Source organism: Candidatus Binatia bacterium, assembly GCA_035631035.1.
Lineage (GTDB): Bacteria > Eisenbacteria > RBG-16-71-46 > SZUA-252 > SZUA-252 > DASQJL01.
On the sequence record DASQJL010000113.1, the window covers coordinates 144,557 to 163,828 of the forward strand.

Sequence of the window (19,272 nt, forward strand, 5' to 3'; positions counted from 1 at the left end):
CACCTTGTACCGCTCGCTACTCTATGCGAACTGCCACTATTCATGAAGCAAGTAGCGTTGGTCCGTGTGCCGGACCTGCGCTGCGCAGGCTTAGTGGGTCATCCCCGTCGTGTCGGCCGGCGCGGCCATCCCCGTCGTATCCGTAACCGGGGGGGTCGTCTGCTCCATGCCGGTACCGGTCTCCGTGTTCGTGGTCTCCTGCTTCTTGCTGCAACCCAAGGCGAAAACCAGAGCCATCGCGAACACGAACATCAGCGTGACGGTCAGAAGCTTCTTCATCCTACGATCACCTCCTTCCGTGTTTGCTGGGCATCCCACGTCCCATGCCAGTCTTCGGCGTCATTCGCCACATAAAGCAAAACACCACTGGTGAGAGCGGTGCTTGTCGGGATCCGTATTCGGGCTTCCTTGCATCCTCCTTCTCCTCGGATCCTCCCGAGGCGAGAACGGCGGGACACTAAGGAACCCCCGTGAACGTGTCAAGGAACAACTTGGAAGTCAGAGGACCGAGAGGGCGCGCTCCAGGTCGCCCTGGAGGTCGTCGAGGTCTTCGATGCCGACGGAAATTCTTACGAGTCCATCGGTTAGGCCCGACTTCTCGCGCTCAGCGCGGGGCACCGACGCATGGGTCATGGTGGCCGGATGACTGATCAGGCTCTCGACGCCGCCGAGACTCTCGGCAAGCGCGAAGACACGCGTCGCCCGCAGCACCGCGGCGCCCCGCTCGACGCTTCCCGTATCGAAGGCGATCATCCCACCGAAGCCGGAGGCCTGCCGCTGATGGAGAGCGTGGCCCGGATGGCCGGGGAGTCCCGGGTAGTAGATCTTCTGAAGCTTCGGATGCTTCGCGAGCCAGCCCGCGATCGCCCGCGCGTTCGACTCATGGCGGTCCATGCGGACGGCCAGGGTCTTCAGGCCGCGGAGCACGAGGAAGCAGTCGAACGGCCCGGGAACCGCCCCCACCGCGTTCTGGAGAAACTGGAGGCGCTGCGAGGCCTCCGCGTCGTTCGAGACCACGGCGCCTCCGACCATGTCGCTGTGCCCGTTCAGATACTTGGTGGTGCTGTAGACCACCAGGTGCGCCCCCAGCTCCAGCGGCCGCTGGAAATAGCTCGTCATGAACGTGTTGTCCACGCAGAGGAGCGCGTTCCGCTCGCGCGCGATCGCGGCCAGGGCGCGCAGGTCGGAGATGATCATCGAGGGGTTCGTGGGCGTCTCGACGTAGAGGAGCCTGGTCTCGGGACGGAAGGCGGCCCGCACGGCCTCCGTGTCGGAGGTGTCCACGTAGGTGAAGGAGACCCCGAAGGTCGCCATGACCTGGTCGAAGTAGCGGAAGGTCCCGCCATACATGTTGTTCGACGAGACCACGTGGTCCCCGGCGCGCAGCAGGTGGAGCACCGCCGCGATCGCCGACATCCCCGAGGCGAACGCGAACGCGCGCTCCCCCTTCTCGAGGACGGCCAGGCAGCGCTCGAGCGCGAGCCGCGTGGGATTCTGCGTCCGGGCGTACTCGAAGCCCTTGTGCTTGCCCAGCTCTTCCTGGACGTACGTGGAGGTCTGGTAGATCGGAACCGAGATGGCTCCGGTCGTGGGGTCGGGCTCCTGCCCCGCGTGGATGGCGTCGGTCGAGAAGCCCACGCTAGGGCGCGACGTACTCGAGGAGGTCGAACCGCGTGAGGATGCCGGCGGGCTTGCCGTTCTCGTCGATGGCGACGGCGGCGTTGCTCGAGGCGAAGAGCTTCATGACGCGAGGCAGGTGCGCGTCCATCGGCAGGGTCGGGAGCGCTTTCTCGATCAGGTACTCGAGGCGGGTCTCGCCGGTGGCGCCCCCGCTCAGCACCTTCTGGAGGAGGGCTCCTTCGGAGACCGAACCGACCACGGTCCCGTCTTTCAGCACCGGGAGCTGGGAGATGTTGAACTCCTTGATCAGGTCGAGGGCGCGCGCCGCGGTCTCGTCGTAGGCGACCGAGACCAGGCCGGGGATGTGGTTCCGCTTGCCGCGGACCACCTCAGCCACCGTCACCGCGCTCGAATCGAGGAGGCGGTTGTCGCGCATCCACTCGTCGGAGTGCACTTTCGTGAGGTAGCGCTCCCCCGTGTCCGGGATGAGCACCACGACGCGCTCCCCCTCCTTCGCGCGCCGCGCCACCGCGAGCGCCACGAAGAGCGCCGTTCCGGCGGAGCCGCCCGCCAGGATCCCCTCCTCGCGCGCCAGGCGCCGGCAGGTGTTGAGCGACTGGAAGTCGTTCACCTGCATGACCTCGTCGATCACGGTGAAGTCCATGGTGCCGGGGATGAAGTCCTCGCCGATCCCCTCCACCTTGTAGGTGCGGGCGGGGGTCATCTGCTTCGTGTAGAAGAAATCCTTGAGGATCGAGCCGACCGGATCGGCGCCGATCACCTTGATCTTGGGGTCCATTTCCTTGAGATAGCGCCCCGTCCCGCTTACGGTGCCGCCGGTGCCCAGGGCCACCACGAAGTAGTCCAGCCGTCCCCCGGTCTGCCGCCAGATCTCGGGGCCGGTGGTCTTGTAGTGCGACTCGGGGTTGGTCGGGTTGTAGTACTGGTTCGCGAGATAGGCGCCCGGAATCTCCCGCGCGAGCCGCCGGGCCACCTCGTAGTAGGAATCCGGTGAGTCGGGCGGAACGGCCGTGGGCGTGATGATCACCTCGGCGCCGAACGACTTGAGCAGATTGATCTTCTCGCGGCTGACCTTGTCGGGCATGCAGAGGATGGCGCGGTAGCCTCGCACCGAGGCGACCATGGCGAGGCCGGTGCCGGTGTTGCCCGAGGTGGCCTCGACGATCGTGCCGCCCGGCTTCAGCAGCCCCTTCGCTTCGGCTTCGGCCACGATCTGGACCGCGATCCGGTCCTTCACCGAACCGCCCGGATTCATGAACTCGATCTTGGCGATGACCTCGGCCTTGCAGTCGCGCGCCAGGTTCCGGAGGCGGACGAGCGGCGTGTTCCCGATCGTCTCGAGGATGGAATCGTGGATGCGCGGCGAAGCCGCGGAGAGGTCGGCGGCGGCCGGAGCCGTGTCGGTCGAGCGGTTCACGAAGGTCCCAGGAAATGGAGAAAAGGACGGTGTCTTCGCGACGACGCTACGAGGGGCGGGGCGATCCGGTCAAGGAGGGAATTCGGCCGGCCCGGTCGGGACGGCGCGGCGCCGGGGACGCGGGGCCGGACAACGAAGCGCTACCGACGCGCGGCGGCGGCTTCCTTCAGCAGGGCCTGGATGTGGTCCAGGATCTCGGCGAACTCGTAGGGCTTGGTCAGGAAGCGGTTCGCGCCCATCTCGTGCGCCAGGGTCTGGTCCCCCTCCTGCGTGCGCGCCGAGAGGATCATGATCGGGATGTGCTTGTAGCGCTCGTCGAACTTGAGGAGCCGGCAGACCTTGTACCCGTCCAGCTTCGGCAGCATGAGATCGAGGAGGATGATGTCCGGCTTCGACTCGCGCGCCTTCTTCAACCCCTCCTGCCCGTCCGAGGCGGTCTCCACCGTGTAGCCGGCCGCCTTCAGGCCGAACTCGAGAATGCGCACCAGATCCGGCTCGTCGTCCACCACGAGCACGCGCGAGCGGGTGGGATCCTGGCTCATCGGTCGCCCTCCTAAACCCCGAGCAGCCGCGGGGTCACGAAAATCATGAGATCCACCTTCTGCTTCTGGATCGTCTTGTGCGTGAAGAGCGCTCCCAGCAGGGGCACGTCACCCAGGATCGGCACTTTTCGAACGATCTGGAGGTCCACCGTCTTGATCAGCCCCCCGATCGCAAGCGTCTCCCCGTTCTTGACCACCACCTGGGTCGTGGCCGACCGGGTGGAGGTGACCGGCCGCTCGTTGAACTGGCCCCGGTACTCCACGATCTCGCTGATCTCGGGACTCACGCTCAGGATCATGGTCGAGTCGTCGGCCACGTGGGGCGTCACCAGGAGCCGCACGCCGATCTTCTTCTCGTCGTAGCCGCTGATCTCCATGGTGCCGGTCTCCTTCAGCCGCTCGTAGCGGGCGATGGGGACGACCGTCCCCACGACGATCTCGGCCTCGTTGTTGTCGAGGGTCGTGATGGTCGGCGCGGAGACCAGGTTCGTGTTCGCCGTCTGACGCAGGATGTCCATCGCCACCGAGAACTCCTGGAAGGAGAGCTTGCCGAAGACGTAGTCGGCCGGCGTCGGGTAGGGGAAGGTCTGCCCCGGCGGGAACGCCGGGCCGCCGCCGCCCACCTGGTTGTTCGGATTGGGCGTGGCGGTGAAGTCCCCCGAGCCTCCGCGCTTCGGGAAGGGGAACGTGGTCGGCAGGGTCGCGCCGGCGGCGCTCGCGCGGAGCTGCCAGTCCACCCCCAGCTTCTCGTCCTTGCCCAGCGTCGTCTCGACCAGCTTGGCCGTGATCGCCACCTGCCGCGGCCGCGTGTCCATCTGGCCGAGGACCGCGGCGATCCGTTCCAGCCGCGCCGGCGTGTCGGTGGCGATGAGCGCGTTCTCGCGGGAGCCGTTCGGCGTCTCGGCGAGAACCCCCTCGCCGCCGGCGCCGGGAACGGCGGAAGCGCGACCGGAGAACGGCTCGACGGAGCCCTTGTCGCTCAGCATCTTGCGCACGACGTCGGCGGCGGCGGAGGGATCGAGATAGCGGAGCCGGAAGAGACGCGATGCCGAGCCCGCGGGATTGACGAGCAGGACGTTCCCCTCCAGCCGGTAGTCGGCTCCGGTCGCCTCGGCCACGTAGGAGACCGCCTCGGCGAACGTGACGTTCGCCAGGTTGGCCGTGAGCGTGCCGGGCACGTCCTTGCCGATCACGATGCTCACCCCGAACTGCGAGGCGATCAGCCGGAGCGCGTCCTGCGCCCGGGCTCCCTTGAAGCTGAACGTCGCTCTGCCTTGCGGCTGCGCCGGCGCGCTCCAGGGCGTCGCGAGCACGGCGAGCCCGGCGGCAAGCGTCAGGACGGCGAGCATCCGCTTCATGGTCCGTCTCCTTTGAGGGTGAGCGTCGTCACGGTTCCCTTGTCCAGCAGCATCACCGTGCGCGCCCCGATCTGGAGAATCTCGCGGGAGCCGACCCGCTCCCCTTCGCGGTAGACCTCACCGTTGATCAATGCCGTCCTTCCCGACGGCCCGTTCATCACGCCCTGGAGATACAGCCCCGCGCCCGGGGGCGGCAGCTCCTCGTGGCGCGCGGACGACGGCGCGGCCGCCGACGCTCCCTCCGGCCCGAAGCGCCGCCGGAAGGGGTCGCTGCCCCAGCCCGGCTCGGTCGGCGTCGAAGCGCCCTGCTTCGGAGCCGACGCCGCGAGCTGCGCCGGCGGCGGCGCACCGCCCGCGGCCCGCGCGCGAAGCCGCGCCCGCTTCGTCTGCTCGTCCAGCGACTGCACGTAGACGAGCGCCGCGACGAGAAGCCCGAGGAGCACGTAGGTCCTCGGATTCATTCCCTGCCTCGCCTGATCGCGCAGCCAGCTCATGCCCGTTCCATCCCTAGGGAGTGCCGTAGAGCCAGATCGCGACGTCCGCCGAGACGTCCGAAGCTCGTGGCGCGTCCGCCCGGATCGCCACCGAGCGCACCACCACGAGCTGGTCCATCGCTTCCACTTCGCGCAGGTACTCCCCCAGCGAGCGGTACGAGGCGAAGAGGCGGAACCGGAGCTCTGCCTTGCGGTAGGTTTCGGTCCGGCCGGCGGCGTCGGTGGTGGTGACGTCCACCGGCGTGCCCGCGGGCTGGATCAGCTCGGTCTTCACGCCCCAGCGGTCGGCGATCGGCGTCACGTCGCGCAGGAAGGCGGCGACCATCGAGCGCGACGGCAGCGCGTGCCGCGCCGCGTAGCGCGACGCGTCCTCGCCGGGGTGGACGCGCTGCCAGGCGTCCAGGTCTTGAAGTCCATGCTGGAGATCGGCGAGGTCCGCCTCCAGCCGTCCGCGCTCCGTCCGCAGCTGCTTCGCCTCGCGCTCCCGCGGGTCCACGTAGACCGCGCGCACCACGCCCAGCGACGCGAGCAGGATCCCCGCGATCACCAGGTGTCCCAGGTACGGCTGACGGATCGGCGACGGCACGAGCCTCCCTACTCCGCGATCCGCACGGTCACGGTGAAGCTGGAGAGCGCCGGCGTCACGGTCTGGCATCCCTCCAGACGGACCTGGTCGAACACCGGCGAGCGGGACAGCGAATCCATCAGCTCGCCCAGCACCTTCTCGGGCCGCTCGCGATCCGTGCGCAGCAGTCCCGAGAGGCGCACCTCACGGCCGCTCTCCCCCGCCGGCTGGGCCGCCCCCGCGGCCGGCGCCGGCTCCGAAACCTCGAGCGTCGTGAGGCGCGCGTCGTCCCCCACCCTCCAGCTCAGATCCCGCAGCACGTACGACCAGAGCACCTGCCCCCCGGACAGGCGGGCCAGCAGGTCGTGCAGGCGCGTCTCTTCTTCCCGCGCGGCGCGGAACCGGCGGAGCGCCTCGGCGCGCGGCCGGACCTCCTCCAGGCTGCCCCGGAGCGAGGCGACCCGCTGCCGCTCGCCCATCACCGCCACCTCCGCGGGGAGCGACACCGAGAGCAGGAGCACCGCCGCGATCGCCGCGGCCGCCCGCTGCGGCACCGCGCTCGCGAGGCGGTACGCCGTGCCGGCCTCGGGCGGCGCGAGGAAGTTCATCGCGCCCCGCCGCAACGACGCCAGCCCCTGCCCCATCTCGGAGGTCGGCGCCGCCTCGGAACCCTCGCCCTTCTCGGCAGCATCGGCTCGAGCCACCGGGATCTTGAGAACGCCGGTCAGGTACTCGGCGAGGTTCCGGACCCGGGCCCCGTCCCCCAGGAGCACGACCCGTGAAACCGACTCGCCCTGGAACTGCTCGTTCACGTAATCGAAAGAGTTCCAAAGCTCGCGAACGAGACGCTCCAGCACGGGCCGGAGCATGACGGAGACGGCGGTGAGCGGAATCCGTCCCGCGGTTCCCGTCTCCTCAGCCCCAAAGGGGATGCCGTGGGTCCGCTTCAGGGCTTCGGCCTCCTCGGCCGTGAGGTCCACGGTCCCCTGACCCGGAACCACGATCGAGCGAAGCGCGTCGGTGAACGAATCGCCGCCCACCCCCAGGTCGCGCGCGAAGCGGATCTCGCGGCCCTTGAGGATGGCCACGTGGCTCGCCGCGCCGCCCAGGTCCAGATAGGCGGTGACCTCCTCGGAATCGACGCTTCCGTCCACCAACGCGAGCAGCGCGACGGACCGCAGCGTGACGCAGACCGGCTTGAGGCCCGCCTGATCCAGGAGATCCCTCGCCTCGGCGACGCGGCGACGCGGAGCGACGGTGACGAGGAGATCGAGCGAGGCGGCGCCGTCGCGCGCGGTGCGGCCGAGAATGTCGTAGCGGATCTCCGATTCCTCGATCGGCCCCGACGCGTGCTTCCGGCATTCGAGCCGGAGGGCCGAGAGGAGATCGGCGCCCTTCATCTCGGGAAGCGTGATGCGCCGAACGACGATGTCGCTGCCCCCGATGGCCGTCGCGGCGGGCGCTCCCTGCCATCCCGTCGCCTGGACCAGCTCGCGGAGGGCGTCGGCGGGGCGAATCCGGGATCCGCGATCGTCGGGGCGAAGCGCGCGGGCGACGACGTCCACGGAGCGGCTGCCGCCGCGTCCTCGGAAGCGCACCAGCTTCACGGAGGTTTCACTCACGTCGACACCGACCAGCCCGTTCCAGCCGGGCATGACGAGCCCGGCCGCGCGCCCCAGCGCGTGCGGACCTCGAATCGGTCTGTCCGCGATGCGCGACCACCAGGACCTCGCTGCGTGCCGTTCCATGCCGACTCCTCTCATTGACGCGTCTCGACCCAGGCCGTCACGGCGAGCGAGCCGCCGACCTTGCGAATCCGGTCGTTGTTCCGGTCTCCGATGTAGAAGATTCCCGTCGAGGCGATGGCGATCCCGCGCGGCGTGTCGAGCATCGCGCCGGCGGCCGCGCCTCCGTCGCCGCTGAATCCCGCCGTACCCGTACCCGCAATCGTGGCGATGAGGCCGCTCCCCGCCCGGACGCTGCGGATGACGTGGTTTCCGGTGTCCGCGACGTACACGTCGCCCGACGGCGCGAGATGGACGGCCTCGGGCGCGGTCAAGCGCGCCGCGGTCGCGAGGCCGCCGTCTCCCGAATATCCCGCGGTGCCGTTCCCCGCAAAGGTCGTGATGATCCCGGCGGGCGTGATCTTCCGGATCACGTTGTTGCCGGCGTCGGCGACGTAGAGGTCCCCGGTCGCGGTGAGATGAAGCCCCTGCGGGACCCTGAGCTTCGCAAGCGTCGCGAGCCCCCCGTCCCCCGAGTAACCCGCGATGCCGGTGCCCGCGTACGTCGTGATGATTCCCGTCGCGGCGATCACCTTCCGGACCCGGTTGCTCGAGCGGTCGCCGATGTACAGGTCGCCGTTCGCCGCGACCTGGATCCCGCGCGGCGAGTTGAGCCGCGCCGCCGTGGCCGCCCCGCCGTCGCCGGAGGATCCCGGTGCGCCATTCCCGGCCACGGTCGTGACGATCCCGGTGGCCGCGGTGACCTTCCGAATCACATTGTTCTGCGTGTCCGCGACGTAGAGGTCTCCGTTGGCGGCGACCACGACGTCTTCGGGGAACTTGAACCGGGCCGCGGTCGCGAGCCCACCGTCGCCGGTGAAGCCCGGGCTGCCGGTCCCGGCCACCGTGGTGATGATCCCCGTCGCGGCGGCCACCTTCCGGATCACGCTGTTGTCCGAGTCGCAGACGTAGAGGTCGCCGTTGGAGGCGACGGTGACCCCCTCCGGATTCTTGAGATTCGCCGAGGTCGCGGTCCCGCCGTCGCCGGCGTAGCCCAGCGTGCCGTTTCCGGCGTAGGTCGAGATCCCGCCCGCGGCGACGTGCACCTGGATCGACCGAAGCGCGTCTCCGGCCACGCCGTTCGCGACGATCCGCTTCTGCCCCGCCGGGAGCGGCGCCCCCGTCTCGTCAACCCCGTCCGGCGGCGCGATCCAGAAGGACCCCGCGCCGACCGTCTTTCCGGGGGACGGAAGACCGCTCCACGATGGGTTGGCCGACAGCTTCAAGACGGCGTACTCCAGCCCCGCGTGCGCCGCGTAGAACGCCTGGTTGGAGCGCACCTGGTTCACGGAAAGATCCGAGTCCTCGGCCACCAGCGAGACCATGGCCAGCCCCAGGATCAGGAGGATGAGGATCGAGACGATCGCCAGGACGGCCGAGAATCCCTCCTCGGCACCGCCTCGGCGCTCCGCCGCACGACACTCGGAGACGGGCGCGATCACAACGACCTCACGAACGCCGCGGTCACCGCGCTCACCGATTGCGTGCCCTTGGCCAGCCGCAGATGCACCGTGATCCTCCAGATGTCGGTCGCCGAGGGCGCGACGATCGGCGCCGCCGCCGTGCCGTCCGCCTTCCAGTAGGCGAAGGCGAGCGAGTCGACGCCCGTGGCGAGCGGCCGCGCGGTTCCGTTCCGGGTGTACAGCAGCGGGTCCCCTTTCACGCCGGTCCAGGAGAAGGCGACGGTGGCCGAGTCGCGATCGACGAACGTGAACGCGCGCGCCGTCGCCTGCGTGATGAAGGTGGCCCCGCGCACCCGCTTCAGCTCGCGGCTGATCCGCTCCTCCGCATAGCGCGCCTCCTGAAGCATTCCCTTCTCCGCATCCACGTACTGATAGCTCCGGATCGCCTCGGAGAACATTCCGGTGAAGACGAACGCCGCGATCGACACCACCACGATGACGATCGTCACCTCGGCGAGCGTGAACCCCTCCGCGCCCCCGGTCCGGCGGGAGGACGGGGTCAGTAGTTCGTGAACCATGTCGTCAGCGTCACGGAGGGCACGCTCGCAAAGGAGACGGTCACGCTCACAGTGCGGAACGTGATGCCGTCGTAGACCGAGTCGGGCGCGAAGGAGACGGTCCGGCCGTAACCCGGAAAGGCGGCCACCGGGATCTCGGGCGGATAGTTGGCGGCGACCAGATAGGAGTACCCGCGGGATGGGGAGTTCTTGTCGGCCGCGATCTCCTCCATCTTGGACTGGGCCAGCTCGGCCATGACGGTGGCGTGGTGCGCCTCGCCGGAGCGAATCGAGGAATTGGCGAAGAGCATCCCGAGGGGGAGCACGGCGACCGCCGCGATGACCAGGATGAGGACCACCTCGGGGAGGGTGAATCCGCGCTCGGAGCGGCTCATCGGATCGTCACCGCCCCGGTCCCGGGGGCGACCTCGACGGTGTCGTTCACGCCCTGGTAGGACAGGATCACCCGTCCGGGGGTCGAAAGCTCGACGCCGGCGCTGTCGCGCGGAACGCCGAAGTAGTCGAACGAGACGGCCGGGGTGGCGCCGAACGAAGCCGCCAGAACCGTCACCCCCCGATATTCGATCTTCTGGTTGAAGACGACCCGAAGGGTTCGCGCCCGGTCGGCGGGATCCACGAGCGGCGTGGCCGGCGTGGGCGCAAAGACCGTGTAGCGTCCGGCCGAGGGCTCGAAGTAGAGGCCGTGAACCATGCGGGTGCCGATCGAGCGGTTCTGCGCGTAGCGGAGATCCGCGGCCACGCGGCGAGCGGTCGCGTCGAGCCGGATCTCGCTCATCGCGGCGATCTTCGGGTACGCGATCCAGGCCAGGATCGCGATGATCGTGATGCCCAGGGCCAGCTCGACGAGGGTGAAGCCTCCCGCTCCGGCTCGCGCGCCCCTCATCCCTCGCCTCCGGCCAACGCGGGAACGCGGGACGGCGCCGGGGCGAGCCCGCCCGCGCGAAGGCCCCACTGGCGCGCGCGGGATCCGTCCCCCGCCAGCATCCACGCCCGCGAAGCGTCCGCCGCCAGCGCGGCCGAGGGCTCGACCCGGAACGCGCGCTCGAACCACAGCGCCGCCTCGCCCGGACGCCCCGCCGCCGCCAGGAAGACGGCGAGCCGCGCGCGCGGCTCCGGGTCGTACGGGGCCAGGCGGCACGCCGCGAGAAGCTCGTCGAGGGCGCGCTCCGGTTCGCCGGAGGCGGCGAGCGCCGCGGAGGCGTTCAGGCGCGCCCCCGGAATGTCGAATCCCACCCGGGCCGCGTCCAGGAACCATGGGAGCGCTTCGGCGATCCGCCCGCGCGACCAGAGCCACCTCGCGGCCGCGTCGGAGTAGGAGATCGCCATCTTTCGCGTCACGTAGTCGTAGCGCTCGGGGTGTCCGCCGAGCAGATCGCTCGACCGGGGCCAGTCGGCCGGCAGAACCCACGCCGGCGTCCCGTCCTGCGGGAGGTCATGGCCGGAGGCGCCCGGGACGCCACACGCTTCGTAGAGAAGCCCCCGCTGACGGAAGCGCACCCCCGAGGCGATCAGATCGCCCGGAGGAATCGGATAGCAGACCGGTGTCCGGTTCCGGCGGATCGCCTCGATCTCGGCGCCGTGCGCCGCGACGGTCCACCGCGACCGCGGAAGCGAGCGAAGCCGGTTCGGATCGCCGAAGATCCAACCGCGGCGATGGGTCAGGGCGACGTCGGGCCGCGTTCCCGAACGCGAGGCGTAGGCCGCCAGGAAGGTCTCGTTGTCACCGTCCAGCACGAGAGTGGCGCGCGCGGGCGCGGCGGCGAGGAGATCCCGGCCGTAGCGCTCCGGCAGGGTCCAGCGACTCCGGTCGGCCGCGGCGAAGCGACCGGGGAGGAGCGCCGCGACGACCAGAACGGGAGCGAGGGCGGCGGCCATGCGCACCCGGCGGCCGGTCCGCCGCCGCGCGAGGAGATCGCCCAGACGCTGCGCTCCGGTCCCGGCGAGCAAGGCTCCCGCCGCGACGACGGGCGCGAGAAAGGGCGCGACCTGCGCCAAGTGCTCGGGATCCGGAGTGAAGCGGATCAACGCCATCAAGGCCGCCGGAACCGTCATGGCCGCCACCAGCACCGGCCCGACCACGACCGCCGGGCGCCGGGCTCGGTACCCGAGCAGGACCCCGCTTCCGGCGAGCACGGAGCCGAAGAGGCCCAGCGAGCCCAGCGACAGAGCCGCCATCCCAAGCCCCTGGTCGACGGCGCGGTCGAGCCGGAAGGGATTCTGCGCCAGTCCGCCGTAGGTGCGGCGTAGCAGGTAGTCCGCCAGGCCGCCGATCCCCCGGACGTCGGTCCAGGCGAAGGGCGGCCCCGCGCTCCAGCGCACCGGAAGGACCCACGTGATCGAGGCGCCCGCCGCCGCCCAGGCCAGACCCCGGGCGAGGCGCGGCGCGCTCCACCCTCGGCGCGCGAGCACCCAGGCCGATCCCGCGAGCGCCGGAAACAGAAGGGTCTGGTGCACGATCGTCGCCAAGCCGGCCGCGAAGAAATAGAGCGCTTCGTCGCGACCGGACGCGCGCGCCCTCCGCGCTCGGAACGCGAGAAGGGCGAGGGCGAGGAACGCGAGGAGGGCGAGCCCGTACACTTCCGCCTCGACCGCCGAGCTCCAGACGATCGACGCGGTGGCCAGGAGCGCGGTGGCGACCGCGGCGGCCGGGGCCCGGAGTCCCGCGCGACGCGCCAGCATCCAGAAGAGGCCGACCGAGAGCGCGGTCGACGCCGCGGAAAGGGCGTTCACGCGAAGCGCGAGGCCGCCCGCCGGAATCGCCGCGGCGAGGCGGGCGAGCAGGACCCACAGCGGATACCCGGGTGGATGGGCGATCCCGAGTCCCTGAGCGGCGAGGATCAGCTCCCCGCTGTCTCCCGCGCCCACGCCGCGCGACAGGGTGAGCGCATACAGAACCGCCGCGGCCGCGGCCGCGAGGCATCCCTGCTCGGTTCGGGAGAATCGCATGGGTGCGTTCCCGCTGAGCGCGGGTCTCCGCCTGATGGTGGAACGAGGTGGGAGCCTGCGCCCCCACCTCGCAACCGCCGAACCGCCCTTCCCTGGGCGGCTCAGTACGACGAGTAGGCCGAAACGTTGACCTTCACGATGCCGGTGGCCGCGGTGTACTGCCAGCCCCCGGTGTTGTCCACGCCGGCCGTCGTCTTGACGGTGTTCACGTTGTTGACCGGCTCCTTCGGGACGCGCCCGTCCGCGAAGATCGTTCCGTCCAGCGTCGGGAACGTGGCGCTGCCGTTCAGGGCGTTGCGGGCATACTGGATGGCGACCGCGGACCGGATCGAGCCGAGCTGGCCCTTGATCGTGGCCACGCGGGCCTGCTCCCGCATGTCTTCGTACTTGGGAATCGCCACCGCGGCGAGAATCCCGAGGATCACGATGACGATCACGAGCTCGATCAGCGTGAACCCGCTCTCCGACTTGGACCGAAACATGCCGAGACCTCCTTGTGCTCGTTGCCGAGACCGCCCTCTCCCCCGTGGGGGCGGGCTGTTCGATTCCACGCGCATGAATCGGCGCGTGCGGGAGCGTCCTTGAGCGCGTTTTGCAACGGGGGCGAAACGAAAAGGCCTAGTGGCGGAAGGCGTTCATCAGGTTCCAGAGGGGGAGGAAGACGGCCAGCGCGGTGAACAGCACCGCCGCGCCGAGCACGGCGAGCAGCGCCGGCTCGATGGCGGTCGAGAGGTTCTTGACCGCGTAATCGACATCCCGGTCGAAGTATCGGGCGACCCGGACGAGCATCTTGTCGATCGCTCCGGTCTCCTGCCCCACGGCCAGCATCTTGACGACGAGAGGGGGGAAGACGTTCCGCCCCTGCACCGATTCGGCCAGCCCCATGCCCGCCGTGACGCCGTCCCGCATCCGGTCGACTTCCTCCTCCACGATCTTGTTTCCCGCCACCCCGCGGGCCACCGCGAGGGCCTGGAGGATCGGGATGCCGGCGGCCACCAGGGCCGCCAGAACGCGGGCGAAGCGCGACATGATCGTCTTCTGGAAGATCGGACCGAACAGAGGTGCGGTGATGATCCAGCGATCGATCCGCCGGCGGCCCGACACCGTGCGCGACCAGACCACGGCGGCCGCGATTCCGCCGAGGACCAGGGTGATCACCAGGTACCAGTAGCGGTCGAAGAAGTCGCTCGCGCCGATCAGGATCCGGGTCGGGAGCGGAAGCCGCGCGTCCAGATTCCGGAAGAGCGACGCGAAGCGGGGCAGCACGAACTTCACGAGGATGATGAAGGCCACCCCCAGCTCGGCCACGATGAGCGTCGGGTAGAAGGTCGCCGACCGGATCCGCTGTTCGGTCTCCTCTTCGTATTCCAGGAGGCCGCCCACGCGGTCCAGCATGCTGGCCAGAAGCCCTCCCTCCTCGCCGGCATGGATCAGGCTCGTGAACACGGCGGGAAAGCATCGCGGATGACGCTGGAGCGCCTCCGTCAGCGTGCTGCCCTGCTCGACGTCCGAGCGGACCCGGTCGATGGCGGCCTTCAGCACGGGATGGGCCGTCTGTTGGTGCAGGATCTCGAGCGAAGCGAGGATCGGGAGGCCCGCCTCGAGCATCGTCTCCAGCTGACGCACGAACAGGATCAGGTCGCGCGTGGAGACGCGCTTCTGGAACAGAACGAACGGGGTTCCCGGACGGACCGGGGCCGACGCCTCCAGCCGGATCGGCGTGAGCCCCATCCGGTGCACGGTGTCGATGGCGCCGTCGAGATCGGGCGCTTCCACGACGCCGGCCTGCGCGGCGCCGGCCGCGCTCGTGGCGCGGTAGCGGAAGACCGGCACGCGCTACGAGCCGGCGCGCATCGCGGCGGCCTCGTCCTCGGTCTGCGCCCAGTCGCGCTTGGTGACGCGGAGGACCTCCTCGAGGGTCGTGAGCCCCGAGGCGGCCTTGCGCACCGCGTCCTCGCGGAGGGTGCGCATCCCGGCGCGGCGCGCCGCGCGGGCCAGCTCCTCGGCCGGCGCGCGCTGGTGGATCAGCGCCTGGACCTCCTCGTTCACTTCGAGCACCTCGAAGATGCCCGCGCGGCCGCGATAGCCCGTGCCCGAGCAGGCGCGGCAGCCGGCGCCGTGGTGGAACTCCCCCTGCGCGGGGTCGATGCCGAGCGCCGCGGCCACGTCGTCGGGCGGCGTGATCGGCCGCCTGCACTTCTCGCAGACCCGGCGCACCAGGCGCTGCCCCACCACGCCGAGCATGGCCGACGAGAGAAGGAACGGCTCGATCCGCATGTCGAGCAGGCGCGGCAGCGCGCCCGCGGCGTCGTTGGTGTGGAGCGTGGAGAGGACCAGGTGCCCGGTCAGCGCCGACCGGACCGCGATCTCGGCGGTCTCGGCGTCCCGGATCTCCCCCACCATGATCACGTCGGGATCCTGGCGGAGCAGCGCGCGGAGGCCGCGGGCGAAGGTGAGCCCCGCGTCCGGGTCCACCTGCGTCTGGCGGATCGAGCCGAGGTGGTACTCGACCGGATCCTCCAGGGTCACGATGTTCCGCTCGACCGAGTTGATCTTGTGGATGCAGGCGTAGAGCGTCGTGGTCTTGCCGCTTCCGGTGGGGCCGGTCACGAGCACGATGCCGTTCGGCTTTCGAACCATCCGCTCGACCGTGGCGAGCGGCTCCGGCGCCAGCCCCAGCTCCGGCAGTCCGATGAGCGCCGCCGAGCGGTCCAGGACACGCAGCACGAGGTTCTCGCCGTGGATCGTCGGGAAGGTGGAGACGCGGAGGTCCAGATCCCGGCCGGAGACGTTCATGCGGATGCGGCCGTCCTGGGGCAGCCGCCGCTCGGCGATGTCGAGCGCGGCCATCACCTTCACGCGCGAGACGACGGGGGCGTAGAGCGCCTTGGACTGGATCGAGACCTCGCGCAGCACCCCGTCCACGCGGAGCCGGATGCGGAAGGAGTTCTCGTCCGGCTCGAGGTGAAGATCGGAAGCGCCCTCGCGCACGGCCTGCTGCACGACCGCGTTGACGAAGCGGATGATCGGCCCGTCCTCCTCGGGGCGGAGCGCGACCTCGGCGGCGACCTGGCGGAGCGCCTGCTCGCGCGCGAGCTGGTCCAGCCCCGAGCCGACCGGATGCAGCCGGTCGATCGCCTCCTTGATCTGCGCCTCGGGGGAGACCACGACCTCCACCTGGAGGCCGGTCGACTGCTTCACCTCGTCCAGGGCCACCACGTCGAGCGGATCGGCCATGGCCACGGTCAGCGTGGAGCCGATCTTGAACAGGGGGAGCACGGTGTACTGGCGCGCGACCTTGTCGGGGAGGAGCCGGACGATCTCGGGCTCGAGCACGTAGGTGCTCAGGTCCATGCGCGGAATGCCGAGCTGCTCCTCGTAGTACTCGAGGATCGCGGACTCGGGGGCCAGGCTCAGGCGGAGAATCGCCTCCCGGAGCGAGGTCCCCGCGCGGCGCTGCTCTTCCAGCGCGCGCGACAGCGCCTCGGGCGAGAGATGCCCCTGCTCGACCAGGCTCTGACCGAGCGGTTTTCGGCCTCCACGCATGACGGATCCTCCGAACGGAGTCGCCCGGGGGCGTCCATGCCCCGGGCGGTTCGTCCCAGGAATCGGCGCAAAAGGGTCGGTTCTGGAGCGGTTTGCGGCGGGTGGGAGGAGCGGCCCGCGGACCCGATGGGGGGCCGGCCCGCGCGAAGGCGGGTGCCCGACTAGCGGATCAGCGTAGGAGGCGTCGCGTGGTCGGACACCGGCGCGGGCTCCGGCGTCTGCGTCACTTCGGCGACCGCGTCGGCGCCCACTCCCTCCAGGGTCAATTCCGTCCACGAGAGGAGGCGGCCGTCGCCCGGCTCCATCGAGGTGGGCCCGGTCGTCGTGTCGGAGGGCGCGAACACCAGCGTCGTGTCCACCCCGACGAAGACCGGCTTCGTGGAACCCTGCGCGATCGGGACTTTCTTCGTCGTGACGCGGAAGAGGGAGCGCGCGAACCCGGTGATCGAGACCGCGGGATTGCGCCAGTAGGTCTGCGTCAGGACGAGTCGATACGTGGAGGTGCTGTCCTCCATCATCGGCCAGTCGTCGGTGCCCGCGCGCGAGGTCCACTCGATCACCGAGGGAACCACCCAGCGCCCCGCGCGAACGGTGTCGGGGCCGAGGAAGCGTCGCACCGGACGCACCGTGGGGTCGAACTCGAAGAGCTCGTAGCTGGAGACCTCCCCTCCCGCGCGCTGGGACAGGGCGGAGGCGATCGGGTACTCGTAGAGCTTTCCGCCCGGAGCGAGCATCTGATAGCGGACCAGCCGGAGCGGCTTCCCCGCGTCGGCCACGTCCTCGGAATCGGCATCCTCGGTGGCGCTCCCCTCCTCGGACTCGGCTCGCGCCTGGGAGGCGCTGGGTGCCGGCCCCGGGGCGAAGAGCCCCCGCTCGATGCGGGTGCCCGCGCGGTCGACCGTCTTGAGCTCCACCCAGTACCCGTCGTTCTTCCCCACCTTTTCCCGGGAGACGATCGCGACGCGCTGCGTGAATTCGCGGACCGGGGTCCGGCCGCTCTGCGTGCGCACGTGGTAGGAGACCCAGGGACCGATGACGTCGGAGTGGAAGACGCGGAGGGAGGCCAGCTTCAGGGCCTGCGCCGGGGCGCTCGCCGGGATCAGGGCGAGCGCCGCGGCCGCGAGGAGAACGAAAACCGATGTCTGCGGAAGTCGTCGCATCATCGGCCTACTTCCAGTGGACGATCTTCTGAACCTTCTCGTCGAAGTTGAACGACGGGTCCTGCGCCGGGCTGTGGCAGGTGACACAGACCTCGGGGCCCACGACGTTCCCGGAGCCATGCGTGGTGCCCATGCCGTGGCAGTTCTCGCACTGCACGTTCACCAGGTCGGGCGTGCTCTCCTTGGAGACGAATCCGCCCGCCTGCCCCATGCCGGTGACGTGGCATGGGAGGCATTCCGGAGTGGAGTCGCGCTGGTTCTTGGTCAGCGTCGCGAACGCGTGCGCGTGCTGCTGGGTCGAGTACATCTCGTACTCCGACTCGTGGCAGCGGCGGCAGTTCTTGTCGCCCAGGTAGTGGTCGGCGCTCAGGGCCTGCGAGGATTGCGCCGTCTGCTGCTCCACCGCCTTCTTCTGCTGCGCCTCGAAGCGTCGATTCAGTTCGTCCTGGAAATTGTCCACCATCTTGTTGGTGCTCTCGTCCGCCGGAATCTTGTCGTCCAGCGTCACGACCTCGCCGTCATAGGAGGCGATCTTGCCGTCCTGCACGACGAGGTGGATCGAGGGGATGTACTGGCCGCGCTCGCCGCCGCGCGCGTTGATGACCCCCTGGGTCTGGACCACCTGCTTGGAGAGGCCGGGGAGATGCCCGAAGACCATGACGTCGATGCCCGGGACCTCGATCGTGAGCTTCTGCCCGTCGGTGAGCCCGAGGTGCGAGAGGAGCACGACCACGTCGGCCTTCTTCCGGAGCTCGGGGATCAGCTTCTTCGCCGTCTCGGTCGGATCGAGGATCTCGAGCGGCTTGTCGCCGGCGTGCTGGCGGGTGATCAGGTCCTTCTGAATGAGGCCGGTGAACGCGACGCGCACCGTTCCCGCCTTCCGGATGACGTACGGCTTCACGAACGGCTTCTTGGTGTCGGCGTAGACCAGGTTCGCCGAGACGAGGTCGATCTTGGTCTTCTTGAAGGCGTCCAGCAGGAACGGCTGGCCGAACGAGAGCTCCCGCTCGCCGACCGTCGCCACGTCGTAGCCCAGCTTGTCCATCATCTGGACCATGAAGGCGGACTTCAGCGAATCCTGCTCCCCGGCGACGCCGAAGAAGTCTCCGGTATCAACCGTGAAGTGGTTCGGGAACTTGAGGCTGCCTACCTTGAGTTGGCTCGCCCTCCGGGCGAGGCCGCCGAGCGGGTGCGCGTGTCAGCCACAGGGCGCGAGCTCGTTGAACACGTCGTTCGTGCTCTGGATCAGGATGTCCGTCTGGGAACCCTTGCCCTGGAGCGACGAGGCGGCAAACAGCAGCCCTGCAATCAGAAACAGGAGATAGCGGTAGCGATGCAGCGCGGATCACCTCCCTCGAATTCGATGTTCGGCCGAATGTCTGAAAACTATACCCCGGACCCTCGGAACGGTTCAACAGAAGGGAGCCCTTTTCGAGGAATGGGCTGGTTTCAGCCAGGAAACCTCCCCGAAAAACGCCTCAGGGCGGGAGGTCTCGCCTCCCGCCCCGGGACACTACTGAAGTCGTTTGGGGGGTACCCTGGTGCTTCTACTTCTTGATGCGCTCGCGAAGCGCCTTGCCGGCATGGAATGCCGGGAACCGCGAGGCGGCGATCTTGATCCGTTCGCCGGTCTGCGGGTTGCGTCCTTCGCGCGCTTTCCGCTTCCGCGTCTCGAAGGTTCCGAATCCCGTGATCTGGACCTTCTTGCCGGAGAGGAGCGCGGAGGCGATGAGTCCCTCCTTGCCCGGGGAGAAAATGGTGTCGACGACTGCGCGTGCCTGGCGGGCCGAAAGGTCGGCCTTCTTGGCGATGTACGCGACGAGCTCCGTCTTGTTCAC

General features: G+C 69.5%; 19 protein-coding genes. All 19 read right to left on the bottom strand.

Going from position 1 to position 19,272, the window contains the following annotated elements; genetic code table 11:
• Positions 1-90: 90 nt before the first annotated feature.
• The 19 genes from VE326_12925 to VE326_13015 all read right to left on the bottom strand — a co-directional run bounded on the left by VE326_12925 (position 91) and on the right by VE326_13015 (position 19,272).
• The gene (locus VE326_12925; GenBank protein HYJ34107.1) at positions 91-279 is read right to left on the bottom strand and encodes a hypothetical protein; all 189 of its coding nucleotides are present in this window, start codon (positions 277-279) and stop codon (positions 91-93) included.
• 219 nt (positions 280-498) lie between these two features.
• Entirely contained in the window at positions 499-1,638 is a 1,140-nt protein-coding gene (locus VE326_12930) for a cystathionine gamma-synthase (GenBank protein HYJ34108.1), read from the bottom strand.
• Between the two features lies 1 nt (position 1,639).
• On the bottom strand, positions 1,640-3,058 hold the full coding sequence (locus VE326_12935) for a cystathionine beta-synthase (GenBank protein HYJ34109.1): 1,419 nt from the start codon (positions 3,056-3,058) through the stop codon (positions 1,640-1,642).
• Between the two features lie 140 nt (positions 3,059-3,198).
• Entirely contained in the window at positions 3,199-3,600 is a 402-nt protein-coding gene (locus tag VE326_12940; GenBank protein HYJ34110.1) for a response regulator, read from the bottom strand.
• Between the two features lie 11 nt (positions 3,601-3,611).
• Positions 3,612-4,958 (bottom strand): secretin N-terminal domain-containing protein, encoded by a 1,347-nt coding sequence (locus VE326_12945; GenBank protein ID HYJ34111.1) that lies wholly within the window; start codon positions 4,956-4,958, stop codon positions 3,612-3,614.
• Entirely contained in the window at positions 4,955-5,452 is a 498-nt protein-coding gene (locus VE326_12950) for a hypothetical protein (protein ID HYJ34112.1), read from the bottom strand. Before VE326_12950 ends, VE326_12945 begins: the two co-directional genes overlap by 4 nt.
• A gap of 13 nt (positions 5,453-5,465) precedes the next feature.
• Positions 5,466-6,038, bottom strand: a complete 573-nt coding sequence (gene pilO / locus VE326_12955) for a type 4a pilus biogenesis protein PilO (protein ID HYJ34113.1) — start codon at positions 6,036-6,038, stop codon at positions 5,466-5,468.
• Positions 6,039-6,046: 8 nt separating this feature from the next.
• The gene (pilM, locus tag VE326_12960) at positions 6,047-7,765 is read right to left on the bottom strand and encodes a pilus assembly protein PilM (protein HYJ34114.1); all 1,719 of its coding nucleotides are present in this window, start codon (positions 7,763-7,765) and stop codon (positions 6,047-6,049) included.
• An 11-nt stretch (positions 7,766-7,776) separates the two neighbouring features.
• The gene (locus tag VE326_12965) at positions 7,777-9,243 is read right to left on the bottom strand and encodes an NHL repeat-containing protein (GenBank protein HYJ34115.1); all 1,467 of its coding nucleotides are present in this window, start codon (positions 9,241-9,243) and stop codon (positions 7,777-7,779) included.
• On the bottom strand, positions 9,240-9,782 hold the full coding sequence (locus VE326_12970) for a prepilin-type N-terminal cleavage/methylation domain-containing protein (protein HYJ34116.1): 543 nt from the start codon (positions 9,780-9,782) through the stop codon (positions 9,240-9,242). Before VE326_12970 ends, VE326_12965 begins: the two co-directional genes overlap by 4 nt.
• Positions 9,764-10,156: a hypothetical protein gene (locus tag VE326_12975; GenBank protein ID HYJ34117.1), complete on the bottom strand. Its 393-nt coding sequence runs from the start codon at positions 10,154-10,156 to the stop codon at positions 9,764-9,766. Before VE326_12975 ends, VE326_12970 begins: the two co-directional genes overlap by 19 nt.
• The gene (locus VE326_12980) at positions 10,153-10,665 is read right to left on the bottom strand and encodes a GspH/FimT family pseudopilin (protein ID HYJ34118.1); all 513 of its coding nucleotides are present in this window, start codon (positions 10,663-10,665) and stop codon (positions 10,153-10,155) included. The genes VE326_12975 and VE326_12980 overlap by 4 nt, the downstream gene beginning before the upstream one ends.
• On the bottom strand, positions 10,662-12,728 hold the full coding sequence (locus VE326_12985) for a DUF2723 domain-containing protein (protein HYJ34119.1): 2,067 nt from the start codon (positions 12,726-12,728) through the stop codon (positions 10,662-10,664). Before VE326_12985 ends, VE326_12980 begins: the two co-directional genes overlap by 4 nt.
• Before the next feature lie 101 nt (positions 12,729-12,829).
• Positions 12,830-13,210: a type II secretion system protein gene (locus VE326_12990; GenBank protein ID HYJ34120.1), complete on the bottom strand. Its 381-nt coding sequence runs from the start codon at positions 13,208-13,210 to the stop codon at positions 12,830-12,832.
• A gap of 136 nt (positions 13,211-13,346) precedes the next feature.
• Positions 13,347-14,561, bottom strand: coding sequence for a type II secretion system F family protein (locus tag VE326_12995; GenBank protein ID HYJ34121.1), 1,215 nt, complete (start codon positions 14,559-14,561; stop codon positions 13,347-13,349).
• A gap of 3 nt (positions 14,562-14,564) precedes the next feature.
• Complete coding sequence (locus VE326_13000) at positions 14,565-16,274, bottom strand: ATPase, T2SS/T4P/T4SS family (protein ID HYJ34122.1); 1,710 nt, start codon at positions 16,272-16,274, stop codon at positions 14,565-14,567.
• A gap of 161 nt (positions 16,275-16,435) precedes the next feature.
• Positions 16,436-17,434 carry a hypothetical protein gene (locus VE326_13005; protein HYJ34123.1) on the bottom strand — a complete coding sequence of 333 codons (999 nt, stop codon included), beginning with the start codon at positions 17,432-17,434 and terminating at the stop codon, positions 16,436-16,438.
• 7 nt (positions 17,435-17,441) lie between these two features.
• Positions 17,442-18,491 (bottom strand): multiheme c-type cytochrome, encoded by a 1,050-nt coding sequence (locus tag VE326_13010; protein HYJ34124.1) that lies wholly within the window; start codon positions 18,489-18,491, stop codon positions 17,442-17,444.
• Positions 18,492-18,981: 490 nt separating this feature from the next.
• Positions 18,982-19,272 (bottom strand): HU family DNA-binding protein, encoded by a 291-nt coding sequence (locus VE326_13015; protein HYJ34125.1) that lies wholly within the window; start codon positions 19,270-19,272, stop codon positions 18,982-18,984.